The organism is Pseudomonas frederiksbergensis (assembly GCF_035751725.1).
In the GTDB taxonomy this organism is placed as follows: Bacteria; Pseudomonadota; Gammaproteobacteria; order Pseudomonadales; family Pseudomonadaceae; genus Aquipseudomonas; species Aquipseudomonas frederiksbergensis_A.
Window position 1 is genome coordinate 1784560 of record NZ_CP142104.1, and the last position, 19590, is coordinate 1804149.

General features: G+C 61.5%; 18 protein-coding genes. 16 read left to right on the forward strand and 2 right to left on the reverse strand.

Features of this window, described 5'->3' with window-relative positions; all coding sequences use genetic code 11:
• Window positions 1–498: 498 nt before the first annotated feature.
• From VQ575_RS07955 to VQ575_RS07970, 4 genes are read left to right on the forward strand one after another with little or no spacing between them, the layout of a single operon-like run.
• Window positions 499–969 carry a (2Fe-2S)-binding protein gene (locus tag VQ575_RS07955; RefSeq protein WP_080942565.1) on the forward strand — a complete coding sequence of 157 codons (471 nt, stop codon included), beginning with the start codon at window positions 499–501 and terminating at the stop codon, window positions 967–969.
• Window positions 966–3281 carry a xanthine dehydrogenase family protein molybdopterin-binding subunit gene (locus VQ575_RS07960; RefSeq protein WP_325919417.1) on the forward strand — a complete coding sequence of 772 codons (2316 nt, stop codon included), beginning with the start codon at window positions 966–968 and terminating at the stop codon, window positions 3279–3281. Before VQ575_RS07955 ends, VQ575_RS07960 begins: the two co-directional genes overlap by 4 nt.
• Window positions 3281–4252, forward strand: a complete 972-nt coding sequence (locus tag VQ575_RS07965) for an XdhC family protein (protein WP_039593643.1) — start codon at window positions 3281–3283, stop codon at window positions 4250–4252. The genes VQ575_RS07960 and VQ575_RS07965 overlap by 1 nt, the downstream gene beginning before the upstream one ends.
• Window positions 4253–4272: 20 nt before the next feature.
• Window positions 4273–4863: a nucleotidyltransferase family protein gene (locus tag VQ575_RS07970; protein WP_045156597.1), complete on the forward strand. Its 591-nt coding sequence runs from the start codon at window positions 4273–4275 to the stop codon at window positions 4861–4863.
• Between the two features lie 163 nt (window positions 4864–5026).
• On the opposite strand, the gene rne is transcribed toward VQ575_RS07970, so the two are convergent.
• Window positions 5027–8215: a ribonuclease E gene (gene rne / locus VQ575_RS07975; protein WP_325919418.1), complete on the reverse strand. Its 3189-nt coding sequence runs from the start codon at window positions 8213–8215 to the stop codon at window positions 5027–5029.
• Between the two features lie 699 nt (window positions 8216–8914).
• Here rne and rluC point away from each other — a divergent pair.
• Genes rluC through VQ575_RS07990 form a run of 3 tightly spaced genes read left to right on the forward strand, consistent with a single transcriptional unit; the run spans window position 8915 to window position 11533 of the window.
• Window positions 8915–9871, forward strand: coding sequence for a 23S rRNA pseudouridine(955/2504/2580) synthase RluC (gene rluC, locus VQ575_RS07980; RefSeq protein WP_039593741.1), 957 nt, complete (start codon window positions 8915–8917; stop codon window positions 9869–9871).
• A complete protein-coding gene (locus VQ575_RS07985) occupies window positions 9861–10523 on the forward strand; it encodes an HAD-IIIA family hydrolase (protein ID WP_045156591.1) in 663 nt (220 codons plus the stop codon). Before rluC ends, VQ575_RS07985 begins: the two co-directional genes overlap by 11 nt.
• Before the next feature lie 20 nt (window positions 10524–10543).
• Window positions 10544–11533, forward strand: coding sequence for a S49 family peptidase (locus tag VQ575_RS07990; RefSeq protein WP_039593647.1), 990 nt, complete (start codon window positions 10544–10546; stop codon window positions 11531–11533).
• Window positions 11534–11574: 41 nt separating this feature from the next.
• Here VQ575_RS07990 and VQ575_RS07995 read toward each other — a convergent pair whose 3' ends face one another.
• Window positions 11575–12153 (reverse strand): Maf family protein, encoded by a 579-nt coding sequence (locus VQ575_RS07995; RefSeq protein ID WP_039593648.1) that lies wholly within the window; start codon window positions 12151–12153, stop codon window positions 11575–11577.
• Between the two features lie 105 nt (window positions 12154–12258).
• Here VQ575_RS07995 and VQ575_RS08000 point away from each other — a divergent pair, with 105 nt between their 5' ends.
• From VQ575_RS08000 to mltG, 9 genes are all read left to right on the forward strand, one after another.
• On the forward strand, window positions 12259–12786 hold the full coding sequence (locus VQ575_RS08000) for a YceD family protein (RefSeq protein ID WP_003204262.1): 528 nt from the start codon (window positions 12259–12261) through the stop codon (window positions 12784–12786).
• Window positions 12787–12799: 13 nt separating this feature from the next.
• On the forward strand, window positions 12800–12982 hold the full coding sequence (rpmF, locus tag VQ575_RS08005; protein WP_003179396.1) for a 50S ribosomal protein L32: 183 nt from the start codon (window positions 12800–12802) through the stop codon (window positions 12980–12982).
• A 4-nt stretch (window positions 12983–12986) separates the two neighbouring features.
• Window positions 12987–13997, forward strand: a complete 1011-nt coding sequence (plsX, locus tag VQ575_RS08010; protein ID WP_080942563.1) for a phosphate acyltransferase PlsX — start codon at window positions 12987–12989, stop codon at window positions 13995–13997.
• A gap of 123 nt (window positions 13998–14120) precedes the next feature.
• Complete coding sequence (gene fabD / locus VQ575_RS08015; RefSeq protein WP_045156589.1) at window positions 14121–15059, forward strand: ACP S-malonyltransferase; 939 nt, start codon at window positions 14121–14123, stop codon at window positions 15057–15059.
• Between the two features lie 15 nt (window positions 15060–15074).
• On the forward strand, window positions 15075–15818 hold the full coding sequence (fabG, locus tag VQ575_RS08020; protein ID WP_039593651.1) for a 3-oxoacyl-ACP reductase FabG: 744 nt from the start codon (window positions 15075–15077) through the stop codon (window positions 15816–15818).
• A 191-nt stretch (window positions 15819–16009) separates the two neighbouring features.
• The gene (acpP, locus tag VQ575_RS08025; protein WP_003175607.1) at window positions 16010–16246 is read left to right on the forward strand and encodes an acyl carrier protein; all 237 of its coding nucleotides are present in this window, start codon (window positions 16010–16012) and stop codon (window positions 16244–16246) included.
• A 108-nt stretch (window positions 16247–16354) separates the two neighbouring features.
• Window positions 16355–17599, forward strand: coding sequence for a beta-ketoacyl-ACP synthase II (fabF, locus tag VQ575_RS08030; protein WP_039593652.1), 1245 nt, complete (start codon window positions 16355–16357; stop codon window positions 17597–17599).
• Window positions 17599–18414, forward strand: coding sequence for an aminodeoxychorismate lyase (gene pabC / locus VQ575_RS08035; RefSeq protein WP_325919419.1), 816 nt, complete (start codon window positions 17599–17601; stop codon window positions 18412–18414). Before fabF ends, pabC begins: the two co-directional genes overlap by 1 nt.
• A gap of 3 nt (window positions 18415–18417) precedes the next feature.
• Window positions 18418–19578, forward strand: coding sequence for an endolytic transglycosylase MltG (gene mltG, locus VQ575_RS08040; protein WP_080942562.1), 1161 nt, complete (start codon window positions 18418–18420; stop codon window positions 19576–19578).
• Window positions 19579–19590 lie beyond the last annotated feature (12 nt).

The following is a 19590-nucleotide window of genomic DNA, read 5'->3' on the forward strand; positions in this document are numbered from 1 at the left end:
GTCGAAGGTCGCCCTGGATACCACGCTCATGGTGCGTGGTGTGTTGTTGTCGAGGGGAACCAGAGTGGCGCAGGGCGAAGGGCAGATACCATAGGTAAACCGCCCGTTCTGAATATTCAGAAGCATCCTATAAAGGGGCTTTCCTATTCCTTAGGAAGTTGCCTACATGGAGCCGTTTTTTTGCGGATATAAGCGGGGGGAGGGATGTACTGGCCGTGCTTGTTCGCCTTCAGACAGAGCTAAATCAGGTTCGCTAAAACGCCCTGCATGACCCGCACAACGTGATTTGTGCAGGATTGTGCAGGGCGTTTTGCTTGTTCCTGGGTTAATTTAATTGGCTGACGATGCGAGCATTCGCATCCACAAGGCCCGGTGCAGACGCTTGCTTGCGTGTGCACAAGAGAGCCCGATTAGCCTGAGACCGTCTGCGATACCGAACCGATAACCCAACGGCAGATGGCTCGACCCTCATAACTCGATAACGATGCGGGCGTGCCCATGATTACCCTGAAACTCAATGGAAAAGATCACCCACTGGATGTGACCGAGGACATGCCCCTGCTGTGGGCGATTCGAGACGTGGCCGGCTACAACGGCACCAAGTTCGGTTGTGGCATGGGCCTGTGTGGCGCCTGCACCATTCACATCGACGGTGCCCCGGCGCGCAGTTGCATCACGCCGATCGGCTCAGTGAAAGGCCAGAACATCAGCACCATCGACGCGCTTCACGTCGATCCGGTCGGGCAAGTGGTCCAGAAGGCCTGGCTCGACACCGCCGTCGCCCAGTGCGGTTACTGCCAGGGTGGGCAAATCATGTCCGCGACGGCGCTGCTCAAGACCAACCCCGACCCCAGCGACGAGCAGATCGAAGAAGCCATGGCTGGCAACATCTGCCGCTGCGGTACTTATAACCGGATCAAGACCGCGATCCGCCAGGCCTCCACTCACCTGAAGGAGGCCAAGGCATGAGCCGCCTGCCTGATGATTTCGTGCTGAGCAACCTCAGCCGCCGTGGTTTTCTCAAGGGCGCCAGTGCCACCGGCGTGCTGGTGCTGGCGGCCACCTGGGGCCTGCCGGATGCCTTTGCCGAAGAGAAGAAGTTCGGCGCCGAGGGCATGCCCCATGGCGCGGTCGATGATCCGAAGGTGTATGTCAGTATCGCCGCAGACGGCAGCGTGACGGTGATCTGCAATCGTTCGGAAATGGGCCAGGGCGTGCGCACCAGCCTGAGCATGGTAGTCGCCGACGAACTGGACGCCGACTGGGCGCTCGTCAAGGTCCAGCAGGCGCCAGCGGACGAAGCGCGTTTCGGCAACCAGGACACCGACGGCTCGCGCAGCATGCGTCACTGGTACGAGCCGATGCGCCGTTGCGGTGCCGCTGCCCGGACCATGCTGGAATTGGCGGCCGCCGCACAGTGGAAGGTGCCGGTGAGCGAATGCCGTGCGCAACTGCACAAAGTGGTGCACCAGCCTTCGGGTCGCGAGCTGGGTTATGGCGAATTGGCTGCCGCCGCCAGCGCCTTGCCAGTCCCGGGACGCGACAGCCTGCGCCTCAAGCAGCCGTCGGAGTTCCGCTATATCGGCAAGGAAGCGAGCCGCGCCATCGATGGTGCAGACATCGTCAACGGGCGCGCGGTTTTCGGCGCTGATGTGCATTTTGACGGCATGCTCTATGCCGTCATCGCGCGCCCGCCGGTCTATGGCGGCAAGGTCAAATCCGTGGACGGCAGCGCAGCGCTGAAAGTACCGGGCGTGGTCAAGGTGCTGCAGATCGAAGGGCGTCCGTTGCCCTCTGAGTTCCAACCCCTGGGCGGCGTCGCCGTGGTGGCAAAAAACACTTGGGCGGCGATCAAGGGCCGCGAAGCGCTGAAGATCGAGTGGGACGATGGCCCGAACGCCCGCTATGACTCCATCGCCTATCGCAAGGAATTGGAAGCGGCCGCTCTCAAGCCCGGGAAAGTCCTGCGCAGCACCGGTGATCTCGACGGTGCGCTGACCAAGGCGAGCTCGACGCTGGAGGCCTCGTATTACCTGCCGCACCTCTCCCAATCCCCCATGGAACCGATGGTTGCCGTCGCACGGTTCAAGGATGGTCAATGCGAAGCCTGGGCACCGAGCCAGGCACCGCAGGTGACCCGTGAACGCGTGGCCGAGCGCCTGGGCATTCCTTTCGAGAAGGTAACGGTTAACATTACATTGTTGGGCGGCGGTTTCGGGCGCAAGTCCAAACCCGACTTCGTCGTCGAGGCGGCTGTGCTCGCCAAGGAATTCCCCGGCCAGGCCATACGGGTACAGTGGACCCGCGAGGACGATATCCATCACTCGTATTTCCACACTGTCTCGGCCGAATACCTGAAGGCCGGCCTGGACAAGGACGGCATGCCTGCCGCTTGGCTGCACCGCACCGTGGCCCCGACCATCACCGCTCTGTTCGCGCCGGGCATGACCCATGAAGCGCCGTTCGAGGTGGGGATGGGCGTGACGAACATGGCCTACGCCATCCCCAACATGCGCCTGGAAAACCCCGAGGCGGTAGCCCACACGCGGGTCGGCTGGTACCGCTCGGTGTCAAACATCCCCCACGGTTTTGCGATCCAGAGCTTCATCGACGAATTGGCCCACAAGGCCGGCCAGGACCCGCTTGAGTACCACCTCAAGTTGTTGGGCCCGGACCGCAAGATCGATCCAAACAGCCTCAACGACAGTTGGAACTACGGCGAATCCCCCGAGCGCTATCCCATCGATACGGCGCGGATCCGCACCGTGCTGGAAACCGCCGCGAAGGCCGCCGAGTGGGGGCGTGAGCTACCCAAGGGGCGAGGATTGGGATTGGCGGTGCATTACAGCTTCGTCACTTACGTGGCGGCGGCACTCGAAGTCGAGGTCAAGGATGACGGCACGGTGATCGTGCACAAGGCGGACATTGCCGTGGACTGCGGCCCGCAGATCAACCCTGAGCGCATCCGCTCGCAGTTCGAAGGCGCCTGCGTCATGGGCCTGGGCAATGCGATGGTTGGCGAAATCAGCTTCAAGGACGGCAAGGTGCAGCAGGACAATTTCCACATGTACGAAGTCGCGCGCATGTCCCTGGCGCCCAAGAAAGTGGCGGTGCATCTGGTCACTCCGCCGGGCGAGGTGCCGTTGGGCGGTGTCGGCGAGCCGGGCGTACCGCCGATCGCGCCGGCCCTGTGCAACGCGATCTTCGCCGCCACCGGCAAGCGTATCCGCGATTTGCCCGTGCGTTATCAGCTGCAAGGCTGGCAACAGGCCAAAGCTTGATGGACAGCGTTGACCTGAACGTATTGCGCAGCGTGCTGGAGTGGCGTCGCGCCGGGCAGCGGGTGGTGTTGTTCACCGTGGTCCAGACCTGGGGCACCGCGCCACGGCCTCCGGGGGCCATGTTGGCCCTGCGCGAGGATGGCGTGGTGATCGGTTCGGTGTCGGGCGGTTGTGTCGAGGATGACCTGATCGCCCGGCTGCACGACGGCCGCATCCCGGCGGACGGCCCACCGGTGCAGTTGATCACCTACGGCGTTACCCGCGAAGAGGCGGCGCGCTTCGGCCTGCCGTGTGGTGGCACCCTGCGCCTGACCGAAGAGCGGGTGGGCGATCCTGGTTGGGTCGCCGAACTGCTTGAGCGCTGCGAGGCCCACGAGATCGTTGCCCGTGAGCTGACGATCACCAGCGGCGACGTGATTCTGGCTGCTGCGAGCAAAACCGACGCCCTGGTGTTCGATGGGCAGGTGCTGCGGGCCATCTATGGTCCACGATGGCGGCTGCTGTTGATCGGCGCCGGGCAGCTGTCCCGCTACGTGGCGGAAATGGCCCGGTTGCTGGATTTCGAGGTGCTGATCTGCGATCCACGCAAGGAGTTCGTCTACGGTTGGGAGGAGCAGCATGGCCGCTTCGTTACCGGCATGCCCGACGAAGCGGTGCTGAGCATCCAGACCGACGAGCGTACGGCCATTGTGGCCCTGACCCATGATCCACGCCTGGACGACATGGCGCTGCTGACTGCCCTGGATTCCAAGGCTTTTTATGTAGGTGCCCTGGGCTCGCGGGTCAACAGCCAGAAGCGCCGGGATAACCTGGCTCAGCTAGGCTTGTCGGCAGCGGCCATCGAACGATTGCACGGCCCCATTGGCCTGCACATCGGTAGCCACACGCCGGCGGAGATCGCGTTGTCGCTGCTGGCGGAAATCGTCGCCATCAAGAATGGCGTGGAGCTGCGGCAGAAAAAGCCGCTGTAGGCCGTGGGCGAGGAGGGCTTGTGGGAGAGTCGATCGGTGTGATCATCCTGGCGGCGGGGGCGGGCAGCCGTTTCCGCCAGATCGCGGGCCGCGACAAAGATAAATTGCTCGCCGATTGCACGGGGCGTGACGGTGCCGTGCGATCGGTGATCGAGCAGGTGTTGGTGAATCTGCCTGCATCCCTGGAAAAGCGCGTGCTGGTGACGAGCCAGGATCGGCCACAAGCCATTCGCATGGCCCAGGCCTATGGGTGCGATTTCGTGGAACTGGATTCGCCCGGCCTGGGTGACAGCATCGCTGCCGGCGTAAAGGCTTGCCCGGACCTCGATGGCTGGCTGATGGTGCTGGGCGACATGCCCTTCATCTTGCCGTCGAGCATCGAGCAGGTGGCGGCGGGGATCCGCGAGGATCGCATCAGCGTGCCGGTCCTTGCTGGGGAATATGGGCATCCGGTGGGATTTGGTCGTGGGTTTGGGTCGAAGCTGATGGCACTGACCGGGGATCGTGGTGCCAAGGCATTGTTTGCCGAGGCGCAGGTGCTTGAAGTGCCGGTGGATGATCCTGGCGTGACGTGGGATGTCGATGTGCCGGAGGCGCTGGCCTTTAAATAAAAGCCTCTGGATGGACAGTGATTGTGCGCTGGGCTGTGAATCCGACAATGAATCTTCATGAAGCTAAGTGTTGTGCCAGGTCTCAGCGCTTGTGGATAAGCCCAAAGGCATAAAAAAGCCCCACCTGGCATTACCAGGCGGGGCTTTTTACTGGGCGGTGGAATCAGGCGTGAGGTTTAGGCTCGTGCTCTTTTTCCAGGGCTTCAGTGTGACGCGGTGCGACTTCTTCAGCGGTGGGCTGAGGTTCGTCGAACGCCGGGGCTGGTTCGGCTGGGGTTTCAGCGACCGGGGCAGGGGCTGCCTCGGTGACTTCTTCCACGACCGGAGCCGGTTCGGCAGCAGGCGCTTGAGCGGCGGCAGCGGCAGCTTGTTCGGCTTCCTTCTGCAGGCGCTCGGCTTCACGCTTGCGACGACGTACTTCACGCGGATCGTTTGGAGCGCGACCGTTCGGGGTCAAGGCGCTGACAGGTGCAGGCTCTTCAACCGGGGCAGGTGCCTCGGCGACCACCGGGGCTTCGACCACCGGAGCAGGCTCGATCACCTCTGGCTCGACTGCTTTCACAGGCTCTGGTGTAGGCTCGGGCTCGACAACAGGGGCTGGTGCGGCTGGCTCAGCTGTCCAGTTGAACGCAGTCTGCTCCTCGCGGGCAGGCTCTGGTGCCTTTTCCTCAGCCGGTGCTTCGACGATCGGTTCGGCAGCAACCACTGGCGCCTCGACGATCGGTGCAGGCTTGGCCGCGATTTCAGCGTCAGGTTGGGCTTCACGTGCCGGTGCCAGTTCCACTTCTGGCGAAGCGGTGGCTTCTACCGGCGCAGTGGATTCGACGACAGGCGCTTCAACCGGCGCGCTTTCCACCGTGGCGGTAGCGCGTTCGGCTTGTTCGTGAGCCTGGGCTTCGGCCGGGGCGCTGATCGCGCTGCTGGCAACGGCCGCAGTCACGGCCAGGCCGGCGGCGAGGTCCGCAGCGCTTGGCGCTTCGGCGTTCTCGGTGGACTCGGATTCTTCCGAGCCTTCGATCACGTTGCCGTTGGCGTCGCGCTGGCGCTCACGACGGTTGCTGCGACGACGCTGGCCACGGGAGCGGCGACGTGGACGATCGCCTTCGGCGGTGTCCTGGCCGTCTTCCTGCAACTGCTCTTCGGTGTTCAGCACTTCTTCTTCGCTGGCAGCGGCGGCTGCCTGCTCGGCGCGAGGCTGGCGTTCTTCCCGTGGCGGACGCGGTGCGCGTTCTTCGCGAGGCTGGCGGGCCGGACGCTCTTCAGCAGTGGCAGCAGCGGCCGGGGCAGCATCCAGTGGCTCGCGCAGTTCCCGAACACGTTCCTCACGCTCGCCACGTGGCTTGCGGTCTTCACGCGGTGCGCGCGGCTGGCGTTCTTCACGCGGCGGACGCGGCGCGCGTTCTTCGCGGGCTACGGCTGGCGCTTCCTCACGGACTTCGCGAGGCTGGCGTTCTTCACGCGGCTCACGTGGTGCGCGTTCTTCACGGGGTGCACGTTCTTCGCGAGGCTTGCGTTCTTCGTCGCGACGACCATTGCGGTTGCGGGTCTGCTGGCGACCGTTGCGACGCTCTTCGTTGCGGGCCGGACGCTCGGAGGCAGCAGGCTTGGCGACGGCGGCCGGGGCAGCCGGTTCTTCCTTGGTGGCGAACAGGCTGACCAGCGATTTCACCAAGCCTTTGAACAGGCTCGGTTCCGGGGCTGCGGCTGGAGCGGCAACCGGAGCGGCCACTTCGGTCGGGACCGGAGCGTTGGCGCGGGCCGGAGCGGTCTTGACCGCTGCTTCCTGGCGAACCAGTGTACGGGTGGCGGCGGCCGGCTGGACGTCTTCGACTTCAGCAGCGGCAGCAGCGATCTCGTAGCTGGACTGGTTGGTGTGGGCTTCCGGGCTGTCATCGCGCAGGCGCTGCACTTCGAAGTGCGGTGTCTCGAGATGATCGTTCGGCAGGATAACGATGCGGGCGCGGGTACGCAGTTCGATCTTGGTGATCGAGTTGCGTTTTTCGTTGAGCAGGAACGCGGCAACCGGGATCGGCACTTGGGCGCGGACTTCGGCGGTGCGGTCCTTCAGGGCTTCTTCTTCGATCAGGCGCAGGATCGCCAGGGACAGCGATTCAACGTCACGGATGATGCCGGTGCCGCTGCAGCGTGGGCACACGATGCCGCTGCTTTCGCCCAGGGATGGGCGCAGGCGCTGACGGGACATTTCCAGCAGGCCGAAGCGCGAGATACGACCAACCTGAACGCGGGCGCGGTCGGCTTCCAGGCATTCACGGACTTTCTCTTCCACGGCGCGCTGGTTCTTGGCCGGGGTCATGTCGATGAAGTCGATGACGATCAGGCCGCCGATGTCGCGCAGGCGCAACTGACGGGCGATTTCTTCGGCGGCTTCAAGGTTGGTCTGCAGGGCGGTTTCTTCGATGTCGCTGCCTTTGGTGGCGCGCGCCGAGTTGATGTCGATGGACACCAGGGCTTCGGTCGGATCGATGACGATGGAACCGCCGGACGGCAGCTCGACGACGCGCTGGAAGGCGGTCTCGATCTGGCTTTCGATCTGGAAGCGGTTGAACAGCGGAACGCTGTCTTCGTAGAGCTTGATCTTGCTGGCGTACTGCGGCATCACCTGGCGGATGAAGGTCAGGGCTTCGTCCTGGGCTTCGACGCTGTCGATCAGCACTTCGCCGATGTCCTGGCGCAGGTAGTCGCGGATGGCGCGGATGATCACGTTGCTTTCCTGGTAGATCAGGAACGGCGCGGAACGATCCAGCGAGGCTTCTTTGATGGCAGTCCACAGTTGCAGCAGGTAGTCGAGGTCCCACTGCATCTCTTCGCTGCTGCGGCCCAGGCCGGCAGTGCGCACGATCAGGCCCATGTCGGCAGGTGCGACCAGGCCGTTGAGGGCTTCACGCAGTTCGTTGCGCTCTTCGCCTTCGATGCGACGAGAAATGCCGCCGGCACGTGGGTTGTTAGGCATCAGGACCAGGTAACGGCCGGCGAGGCTGATGAAGGTGGTGAGGGCTGCGCCCTTGTTGCCACGTTCTTCTTTTTCGACCTGGACGATGACTTCCTGGCCTTCGCTCAGGACGTCCTTGATGTTGACGCGACCTTCAGGGGCTTTCTTGAAATATTCGCGGGAGATTTCTTTGAGGGGCAGGAAGCCGTGGCGCTCGGAGCCGAAATCGACAAAGGCAGCCTCAAGGCTTGGTTCGATGCGAGTAATCCGGCCTTTATAGATGTTGGCCTTCTTCTGCTCGCGTGCACCGGATTCGATATCCAGGTCGTAGAGGCGCTGGCCGTCTACCAGTGCAACACGCAACTCTTCGGGTTGAGTTGCGTTAATCAGCATTCTTTTCATGTAGTACCGTCGGTTTCCGGGCTGCCGGAAACGGCGTTCGGCACACACGACTTCTCACGGTCGGTGTCAGGTGCGTCCTGGCGATGGCAGTGCCATTCCAGTGTCCAGCGAGTTCGGCCCAATGATGGCGAAGTCGCGACGGACGCGTCCTGCTTGCTGGTACTCAAGCACTCAGTCAGGAGGAGGAATCAACCGGCGCCTGTGGACGAGATGAAGCGTCTAAATATAAGCCTAGTGCTACACAGTCCGACGGTTGTACATCTCCACCCTACACGTATCCCTGATAATTCGGGTGCTGCCGCGCGCAGAATCCGCAGCGGGTTGGCATTTACCGTGAGCTCCGAAAGGGGAGGTCACGCATCATGGCTAATTTAGGCGTTGTTTCCGAAGCTCTCGCTCGGGGTCGTTCCCGGGTGACTGCACTTTGTGAACTGGCCGTGAATGTGGCGCGCAAGGCGAGTCAGAACTCTGCTTTGCGGCGTATCTCAGGCCTCATGTCACCTGCGCTCGTTACACCTGCAAACTCTACCGTTACGTAGCGAAAGCCCCGTAGGACGGCCTCTCGTCCTCGTGAATTGCGTTGGTCAGGGCCGGTTTTTGACCGCTGGTCCACTGTCCAGCCACTTTTGGCGGCGTTCGCGACTATAACAGCAATGATTAAGTGCTTCAATTCCATAAAAAATTGTTATGATCGCCGCCATGACGACTACTGCCCCTTCGACCCCTGGCGTTCAACTGCTCGAGGTCTCGCCGGAATATGCCGGCCAACGAATCGATAATTTTCTTCTTGCCCGGCTCAAAGGCGTGCCCAAGACCTTGATTTATCGCATTTTGCGCAAAGGCGAAGTGCGAGTGAACAAAGGTCGGATCAAGCCCGAATACAAGCTCCAGGCTGGTGACGTGGTGCGCGTACCACCGGTTCGCGTGCCGGAACGTGATGAGCCGGTGCCCCTGGCCCAGGGCCTGTTGCAACGCCTGGAGGCCGCCATTGTCTTCGAAGACAAGGCGCTGATCGTGGTCAACAAGCCTGCGGGTATTGCGGTCCATGGCGGCAGCGGCCTGAATTTCGGTGTGATCGAAGCCTTTCGTCAGTTGCGCCCGGACGCCAAGGAGCTGGAACTGGTTCATCGCCTCGACCGCGACACCTCCGGCTTGCTGATGATCGCCAAGAAACGCAGCATGTTGCGCCACCTGCACGAGCAATTGCGCGGAGATGGCGTCGACAAGCGCTACATGGCGCTGGTGCGTGGGCGCTGGGAGACCTCCGTCAAGCAGGTCCGGGCGCCGCTGCTCAAGAGCAACTTGCGTTCGGGCGAGCGCATGGTGGAGGTCAACGAAGAAGGCAAGGAAGCGCTGACCGTCTTCAAGGTGCTTCGGCGTTTTGGCGACTTTGCCACCATGATCGAGGCCAAGCCGGTCACCGGGCGTACCCACCAGATCCGCGTCCACACCCTGCATGCCGGGCACTGCATCGCTGGCGACACCAAGTACGGCGACGACGATTTCTCCAAGGAAATCCGCGATTTGGGTGGCAAGCGCCTGTTTCTCCATGCCTATATGTTGACGGTGCCGTTGCCTGACGGCGGCGAGCTGAAATTGCAGGCTCCCGTGGATGACATGTGGGCCAAGACCGTGGAGCGGTTGAGTGCATCCTGATTACAAGCTGCTCATATTCGATTGGGACGGCACCCTGGCGAACTCTATCGGTCGGATCGTGGAGGCGATGCACGTTGCGTCGGACCGCACGGGTTTTCCTCAGCGTGACGACTGGGCGGTGAAGGGGATCATCGGGCTGGGGTTGCCGGAAGCTATTCGCAGCCTGTACCCGGAAATCGACGATGATGAGCTGATCGTTTTTCGCCAGCATTACGCTGATCATTACATCGCGCTGGAGGCCGAGCCATCCCCGTTGTTCGACGGTGTGGTCGATACCCTCCAGGCCCTGCGGAGCGAGGGTTATCGGCTGGCGGTGGCGACCGGCAAGGCGCGGCGAGGATTGGATCGGGTGCTCAAGGCCCATGGTTGGGACGACTATTTCGATATAACCCGTGCCGCGGATGAAACCGCGAGCAAGCCCCATCCTCTGATGCTTGAGCAGATCCTGGCTCATTGCGACATGCAGCCTGGACAGGCGCTGATGGTGGGGGATTCGTCGTTCGACCTGCAAATGGCCCGTAATGCAGGCATGGGTTCGGTGGCCGTCAGTTACGGCGCGCAGACAATCGAGGCGCTGAAGGCCTTCGAGCCGTGCCTGGCGATTGACCATTTTCCTGAGTTGCACGCCTGGTTGAGCCGGCGTGCCGATTAAGTTTTGTTGGAGATGCATGCATGACGGACGAATGGAAGGCGCCGGCCAAGGCGAGCGCCGAGAGCGGTGACGAAAAAAGCTGGAAACTGCTGGAGAAAACGCTGCTGGCCAGTGTCCAGGAGCAGCGTCGTTCCCGTCGCTGGGGGATTTTCTTCAAGCTGCTGACGTTCACCTATCTTTTTGCCGCGTTGATGCTGTTCACGCCGCTGATGAGCCTAGAGAAAGGTGCCGTGAGCGGTTCGGCCTACACTGCTCTGATCGACATTGAAGGCATGATCGCCGACAAGGAGCCTGCCAGCGCGGACAACATCGTCGGCAGCCTGCGGGCGGCGTTCGAGGATCCGAAGGCCAAGGGTGTGGTGCTGCGCATCAACAGCCCAGGCGGCAGTCCGGTGCAGTCGGGTTACGTCTACGACGAGATCGTCCGGTTGCGCGGGTTGCACCCGGATAAAAAGGTCTATGCGGTGATCGCCGATCTCGGCGCTTCCGGTGCCTATTACATTGCCAGCGCGGCGGATCAGATCTACGCCGACAAGGCCAGCCTGGTCGGCTCCATTGGCGTGACGGCTGCCGGTTACGGTTTTGTCGGAACCATGGAAAAGCTGGGTGTTGAGCGTCGGGTCTACACCTCGGGCGAGCACAAATCGTTTCTTGATCCGTTCCAGCCGCAAAAGCCTGAGGAAACCGCGTTCTGGCAAGGCGTGCTGGACACCACCCACAAGCAATTCATCGCCAGTGTCAAGAAAGGGCGGGGCGAGCGCTTGAAGGATAAGGAGCATCCGGAGCTGTTTTCCGGGCTGGTCTGGTCTGGCGAGCAGGCTTTGCCCCTGGGCTTGATCGATGGCCTGGGCAGTGCCAGCTCCGTGGCGCGGGATGTAATTGGTCAGAAGGACCTGGTGGATTTCACCATCGAAGAGTCGCCGTTTGACCGGTTCTCGAAGAAGCTGGGGGCGAGCATTGCCGAGCACCTGGCGATGTGGATGGGCTTCCAGGGGCCGGCGTTGCGCTGATTCGAGCATGACGCGCTTCCTCGCCACGGCTGGTGTTCGATTCAGGGGATCTGAACACCTTCTTCCAGCAACATATCCACAAGGCGAATCAGCGGCAGGCCGATCAGGCTCGTCGCGTCAGGGCCTTCGGTGCTCTGGAACAGGCTTACGCCCAGGCCTTCGGCCTTGAAACTGCCAGCGCAGTCGTACGGTTGCTCGGTGCGCAGATAACGCTCCACGCGAGCCTCATCCAACGCCCGCATGTTCACAGTGAACGGTACGCAATCGACCTGGCATTTGCCGGTCTGGCTGTTAAGCAAGGCCAGGCCGGTCAGGAAGGTCACTCTGGCGCCACTGGCGGCCATCAGTTGCTCATGGGCGTTTTCGAAGGTGTGGGGCTTGCCCAGGATGCGTTCGCCGAGCACGGCGACCTGATCCGAGCCGATGATCAGATGGCCTGGATGGCTGTCGGCCAGTGCCTGGGCCTTTTCCCGGGCCAGGCGCTTTACCAGCTCGACCGCGGCTTCGTCGGGGTGACGGCTTTCGTCGATGTCCGGCGAGCTGCAGACGAATGGCAGTCCCAGGCGGGCGAGCAGTTCCCGGCGGTAAACCGAGCTTGAGGCTAGTAATAAAGGCAGCATGGCTATCTCCGATGGGCAGGAGAAGATTCTAGCCAGGCACGCAAGTGACGGACAGGGCTGAATTTCCTTTGACATGGCCCGGTGCATCCCTATAATGCTGCGCCTATGTTGAATGACCCGATTCCACCTCACGTTGACCCGCGCAAATTGGCTGACCGTGGCACCACCCTCCAAGGTGAACTGCTGCTGGCCGATTTGAAGAGACTCTGCGACCCGCTTTCCGACGATGTCGGTACGGTCCAGGCCAAATTCGTTTTTGAACGAGATGAACGTAAATCTGTGGTGATCCACAGCTTTATCGACACTGAAGTCAAAATGGTTTGCCAGCGTTGTCTTGAGCTGGTCACCCTGCCGATCCACAGCGAATGCAGTTACGCCGTGGTGAAGGAGGGTGCGAATACCCAGTCGTTGCCGAAAGGTTATGACGTGCTGGAACTGGGCGAAGATCCTTTGGATCTGCAGTCACTGATCGAGGAGGAGCTTCTGCTCGCCTTGCCCATTGTGCCTGCTCATCATCCGGAAGAATGCCAGCAGCCGGCGGGAGCAGATGAGCCCGAACCGAGCGAGGACGAGGTAACGCGGTCCAACCCGTTCAGTGTATTGGCGCAGTTAAAGCGTGACCCAAACGTTTAGGAGTTAATCAATTATGGCTGTTCAGCAGAACAAAAAATCCCGCTCTGCCCGTGACATGCGCCGTTCGCACGACGCTCTCGAGGCTAGCACCCTGTCTGTAGAAAAAACCACCGGTGAAGTTCACCTGCGTCACCACGTATCGCCAGAAGGCGTATACCGTGGCCGTAAAGTGATCGACAAGGGCGCCGACGAGTAATCACTTGTCCGCTCAAGTCATCGCGATTGACGCAATGGGCGGGGACTTCGGTCCCCGCAGCATTGTCCAGGCCAGCCTTGCTTGCCTGAATGCCACGCCCTCGCTGCACCTGACCCTCGTCGGTCAACCCTCCCTTCTAGAAGAAATGCTCAGCGGCCAATCGGCTGTGGATCGCGCGCGCCTGTCGATCGTGCCGGCGTCCGAGGTTATCGCGATGGACGAAAAGCCGGCCCAGGCGCTGCGTGGCAAGCCCGACGCATCGATGCGGGTAGCCCTTGAGCTGTTGCGCGATGGCAAGGTCCAGGCGTGTGTCAGTGCGGGCAACACCGGGGCGCTGATGGCGCTGTCGCGCTATGTCCTCAAGACCCTGCCCGGGATCGATCGTCCGGCGATGGTGGCGGCGATTCCGACCCAGCGCGGGTTCTGCCAGTTGCTTGACCTGGGCGCCAACGTCGATTGCAGCGCCGAACACCTGTTGCAATTCGCCGTGATGGGCTCGGTCGCAGCGCAAACCCTGGGCATAGCGCGACCTCGCGTAGCGCTGCTCAACATAGGCACCGAAGACATCAAGGGAAACCAGCAGGTCAAGCTGGCCGCGACGTTGTTGCAAAATGCCCGAGGCATCAATTACATCGGATTCGTCGAAGGTGATGGTTTGTACCGTGGTGAGGCCGATGTGGTGGTCTGTGATGGCTTCGTTGGCAATATCTTGCTCAAGTCCAGCGAGGGCCTTGCGACCATGATTGGCCAGCGTATCGAGACGTTGTTCAAGCAGAGCCTGGCCTCACGGGTGGTGGGCGCCCTGGCGCTGCCGTTGATGCGTCGCTTGCAGGCGGACCTTGCGCCCGCTCGACACAATGGCGCGAGTTTCCTCGGGTTGCAGGGGATCGTGATCAAGAGTCATGGTTCGGCAGGGGTGCAGGGGTTTCAAAGCGCCATCAACCGGGCTGTGATCGAGATCCAGGAGAACCTGCCGGAACGCCTTCATGGGCGCCTCGAAGATTTGTTAACTTAGGCGTTTTCGTCCGACAATGCTTAAATGTGACCGGTCGGTTCAAGCCGCCATCCAACTGTCAGTTTCCTAGCGCCCCCAGGGGCGTCAATTTTTGACGACAAGATCATTAGGGGCTTTGTTTTCATGTCTGCTTCCCTCGCATTCGTCTTTCCTGGACAGGGCTCGCAGTCCCTCGGCATGCTGGCCGAGTTGGGCGCGCAATACCCGCTGATCCTGGAAACATTCAAAGAAGCATCCGATGCACTCGGCTACGACTTGTGGGCGCTGACCCAGCAAGGGCCGGAAGAGCAACTCAATCAAACCGATAAAACCCAGCCGGCCATCCTGACCGCCTCCGTTGCGCTGTGGCGCCTGTGGTTGGCTGAAGGCGGTGCGCGCCCGGCATTCGTTGCCGGTCATAGCCTGGGCGAATACAGCGCCCTGGTCGCTGCCGGCAGCCTGAGCCTGGGTGACGCGGTGAAGTTGGTGGAGCGTCGTGGCCAATTGATGCAAGAAGCCGTTCCGGCCGGGCAGGGCGGCATGGCCGCGATCCTCGGCCTGGATGACGCCGACGTGCTGGCCGCCTGTGCCGAAGCGGCACAAGGCGATGTGGTCAGCGCGGTGAACTTCAACTCCCCGGGCCAGGTGGTTATCGCCGGTGCCAAGGCCGCCGTCGAGCGTGCCATCGAAGGCTGCAAGGCCCGTGGTGCCAAGCGCGCCATGCCGCTGCCGGTCAGCGTGCCGTCGCACTGTGAACTGATGCGTCCGGCTGCGGAGCGCTTTGCCGAATCGATCGCAGCCATCGACTGGCAGGCTCCACAGATTCCCGTGGTGCAGAACGTCAGCGCCAACGTGGCAGCGGACCTGGAGACCCTCAAGCGCGACCTGTTGGAGCAGCTCTACAAGCCGGTTCGTTGGGTTGAATCGGTGCAGGCGCTGGCAGCCAAGGGCGCGACCGAGCTGGTCGAATGCGGTCCTGGCAAGGTGCTGGCAGGCCTGAACAAGCGCTGCGCCGAAGGCGTGTCCACTTCCAATCTCAACACCCCAGACGCTTTCGCTGCCGCTCGCGCAGCGCAAGCCTGAACAGGAGAAGCTTGCATGAGTCTGCAAGGTAAAGTTGCACTGGTGACCGGTGCAAGCCGCGGCATCGGCCAGGCCATTGCCCTGGAATTGGGTCGTCAAGGCGCCATTGTCATCGGCACCGCGACTTCCGCTTCGGGCGCCGAGCGTATCGCCGCGACCTTGAAGGAAAACGGCATCCAGGGCACCGGTCTTGAACTCAACGTGACCAGCGACGAGTCCGTTTCGGCGGTGTTGGCGAGTATCCAGGAGCAGTTCGGTGCGCCGGCGATCCTGGTCAATAATGCCGGTATCACCCGCGATAACTTGATGATGCGCATGAAAGATGAGGAGTGGTTCGACGTTGTCGACACCAACCTGAACAGCCTGTACCGGCTCTCAAAAGGCGTCCTGCGCGGCATGACCAAGGCTCGTTGGGGCCGAATTATCAGTATCGGCTCGGTTGTGGGTGCCATGGGCAACGCAGGCCAAGTAAACTATGCTGCGGCAAAAGCCGGTCTGGAAGGTTTCAGCCGTGCCCTGGCACGAGAAGTCGGTTCGCGCTCGATTACGGTGAACTCGGTTGCACCGGGTTTCATCGACACCGACATGACCCGTGAACTGCCGGAAGCACAGCGTGAAGCCTTGTTGACCCAGATTCCGCTGGGTCGTCTGGGGCAAGCTCAAGAAATCGCGTCCGTGGTCGCTTTTCTTGCGTCGGACGGTGCGGCATACGTCACTGGGGCTACAATCCCGGTGAACGGCGGGATGTACATGAGTTAAATGTGACGGATTGCTTCAAAAAAATGTCATACGAGCTGTCTAAAATCCGTTATAAAGCTGCAATCTATTTATAGGCGGCGGGCCCCAGGGTTCGAGGAGTGAAGCTTTCGGTTGAAAAACCGAAAAGTCTTTCTATACACTTACCCACCGGCCAGCTGCCTGAATTTGTCCATTAGGAGTGAAAACAAGGTATGAGCACCATCGAAGAGCGCGTCAAGAAAATCGTTGCCGAGCAACTGGGCGTTAAAGAAGAAGAAGTTGTGAACACCGCTTCCTTCGTCGAAGACCTGGGTGCCGACTCCCTTGACACCGTTGAGCTGGTGATGGCTCTGGAAGAGGAATTCGAAACCGAGATTCCTGACGAAGAAGCTGAAAAGATCACTACTGTACAAGCTGCTATCGACTACGTTACCAGCCACCAGGCGTAATCGTTTTTAGTCGTCGCTAGCTGTCATGGAAAAACCGCACTGCCATCACGGCGTGCGGTTTTTTCTTTAGGCCTGATGCAAAGTCGTCATTTGAAAAAGGAGAGTGCTGTGTCGCGTAGACGCGTCGTAGTCACCGGTATGGGTATGTTGTCGCCACTGGGCACGGATGTGCCGAGCAGCTGGCAGGGCATTCTGGCTGGCCGTAGTGGCATTGGTCTGATCGAACACACCGACCTTTCTGCCTATTCCACCCGTTTTGGCGGCTCGGTAAAGGGCTTCAATGTCGAGGAATACTTGTCGGTCAAGGAAGCTCGCAAGCTTGACCTGTTCATCCAATACGGCTTGGCAGCCGGATTCCAGGCGGTGCGCAATGCCGGGCTGGAAGTCACCGACGCCAACCGTGAGCGCATCGGCGTGGCCATGGGGTCGGGTATTGGCGGCTTGACCAATATCGAAGAAACCAGCCGCACGCTGCATGATTCGGGACCGCGACGGATTTCTCCGTTCTTCGTACCGGGCTCGATCATCAATATGATTTCCGGTTTCCTGTCCATCCACCTGGGTGCACAGGGCCCCAACTACGCCATCGCCACGGCGTGCACCACCGGCACCCACTGCATCGGCATGGCCGCGCGCAACATCATGTACGACGAAGCCGACGTGATGATTGCCGGTGGCGCCGAAATGGCCGCTTGCGGCCTCGGCATGGGCGGTTTCGGCGCGTCTCGTGCGCTGTCGACCCGCAACGATGAGCCAGCGCGGGCCAGCCGGCCGTGGGACAAGGGCCGCGACGGTTTCGTCCTGTCCGACGGCGCCGGTGCGCTGGTGCTCGAAGAGCTGGAACACGCCAAGGCACGCGGCGCGACCATTTACGCTGAACTGATCGGCTTCGGCACCAGCGGCGACGCGTACCACATGACGTCGCCACCGGCCGATGGCGCCGGTGCGGCACGTTGCATCGCCAACGCCTTGCGTGACGCGAAGCTCAACGGCGAGCAGGTGCAGTACATCAACGCCCACGGCACTTCGACTCCGGCGGGTGACCTGGCTGAAGCCCAGGCGATCAAGACGGTGTTCGGCGAGCACGCCTATAAACTGGCAGTCAGCTCTACCAAGTCCATGACCGGTCACCTGTTGGGTGCGGCAGGGGCGGTGGAAGCCATTTTCAGCGTACTGGCGATCAACAGTCAGACAGCGCCGCCGACCATCAACCTCGATGAGCCGGACGAAGGCTGCGACCTGGACTTCGTGCCGCATACGGCCCGCAGCATGGACATCGATGTGGTGTTGTCCAACTCGTTCGGCTTTGGCGGCACCAACGGCTCGCTGGTGTTCCGCCGGTTCGCCGGCTGATGGAAAGCTGGGTCGACGGTCAGCCGGCCGACGTCCTGTCGCTGAAAGATCGCGGCCTGGCTTATGGCGATGGGTTGTTCGAGACCATCGCCGTGCACGGCGGCACCCCTGTGCTGCTGGAGCGTCACCTGCAACGCCTGGAAGCCGGATGTCGGCGGCTGGCGTTCAACGTCGATATGCGCGTGCTGAGCGCTGAGCTGATTGCCTATGCCCAGAATCTGGACAATGGCGTATTGAAGCTGATCGTGACCCGTGGCGACAGCCTGCGCGGTTATGCCGCCGATCCCTCGACCCCGGCCAGGCGTATCCTGCAAGGAAGCCCGCCGGCCGCTTACCCCGCCATTCATGCCAAACAAGGTGTCCGCCTGTTTCCCTGCACGGTGCGTTTGTCCGAGCAGCCCTTGCTCGCCGGTCTCAAGCACCTCAATCGCCTGGAGCAAGTATTGGCCCGCGCCGAATGGAGCGGCATCGAATATGCCGAAGGATTAATGCTGGACACGTCGGGACGGGTGATCGAAGGCGTGTTCAGCAATCTGTTCCTGGTGCATGACGGTGTTCTGTTGACAGCGGACCTGAGCCGTTGTGGCGTAGCCGGTGTGATGCGCGCCGAATTATTGTTTCAAGCCAAGTCCCAAGGCATTGCCACGCAAATCACTGATATCAGCCTCGAACAGCTGCACCAGGCTGATGAGGTCTTTGTCTGCAACAGCGTATATGGCGTGTGGCCGGTACTCGGATACGGTTCGGCACGCTGGTCGGTTGGCCCACTCACCCGTAAACTGCAGACCCTTGCCCGTACGCTATTGGATGCTTGATTCGTGAGACGTAAATTCTTGCTGCTGCTGGAGACCGGACTGGTTCTGGCAGGGCTGTTGATGGGCGCTTCGGCCTGGAAGATTCATTCGGCGCTGCAACAGCCGCTGAACATCACCCAGGAAGAGTTGCTGGACGTGCCCAACGGGACCACCCCGACCGGAACCCTCAATCGCCTCGAAGCCGACGGGCTGATCCGGGATGCGTTCTGGCTGCGGGTCTACTGGCGCTTCAATCTTGCTGGCCAGCCACTGCACACCGGGGAGTACCGGATGGTGCCGGGGATGACGATGGAGGAGCTGATTGGCGTCTGGAAACGCGGTGAAGTGGTGCAGTACAGCGTGACGTTGGTGGAGGGCTGGAACTTCCGTCAGGTTCGCGCGGCGTTGGCGAAGGATGAAAAACTCCAGCAGACGCTCACAGGCCTGAGCGACAGCCAGGTCATGGATCGTCTAGGCCATTCCGGGGTGTTTCCGGAGGGGCGCTTCTTCCCGGATACCTACCGTTTCGTACGGGGTACGACGGATGCCGATCTGTTGAGAAAAGCCTACGATCGGCTGGACGATGTGCTTGCCAAGGAATGGGCCCAACGTGCTGCCGACGTCCCGTATAACCAGCCGTATCAGGCGCTGATCATGGCTTCGCTGATTGAAAAGGAGACCGGTGTTCCCCGCGAGCGGGGCGAGATTGCCGGCGTGTTCGTACGGCGCCTGCGCCTGGGCATGCTGCTGCAGACCGATCCTACCGTGATCTATGGCCTGGGCGAGCGCTACACCGGCAAGCTCACCCGTGCCCATCTGAAAGAGCCTAATCCCTACAACACCTACCTGGTACCGGGCCTGCCGCCAACGCCGATCGCGATGGTCGGGCGCGAGGCGATTCACGCTGCATTGAACCCGGCCGACGGCAATAGCCTTTACTTCGTCGCGCGTGGCGACGGCAGCCATGTGTTTTCCGATGATCTGGAGACGCATAACAATGCGGTACGCGAATACCAGCTCAAGCGCCGCGCCGACTACCGCTCCAGCCCGGCCCCGGCCACGCCGGAGGATTCGGCACCGATTCCCGCCGCCTCCCCTGATACCGCGCCGGAGGCCGTGCCCCAGGTGCCACCCCAGGACCCGGCCCCCGAACCGGATGCCAGCGAGCCGCCGGACCCGCAATGACTTTGACTAAGG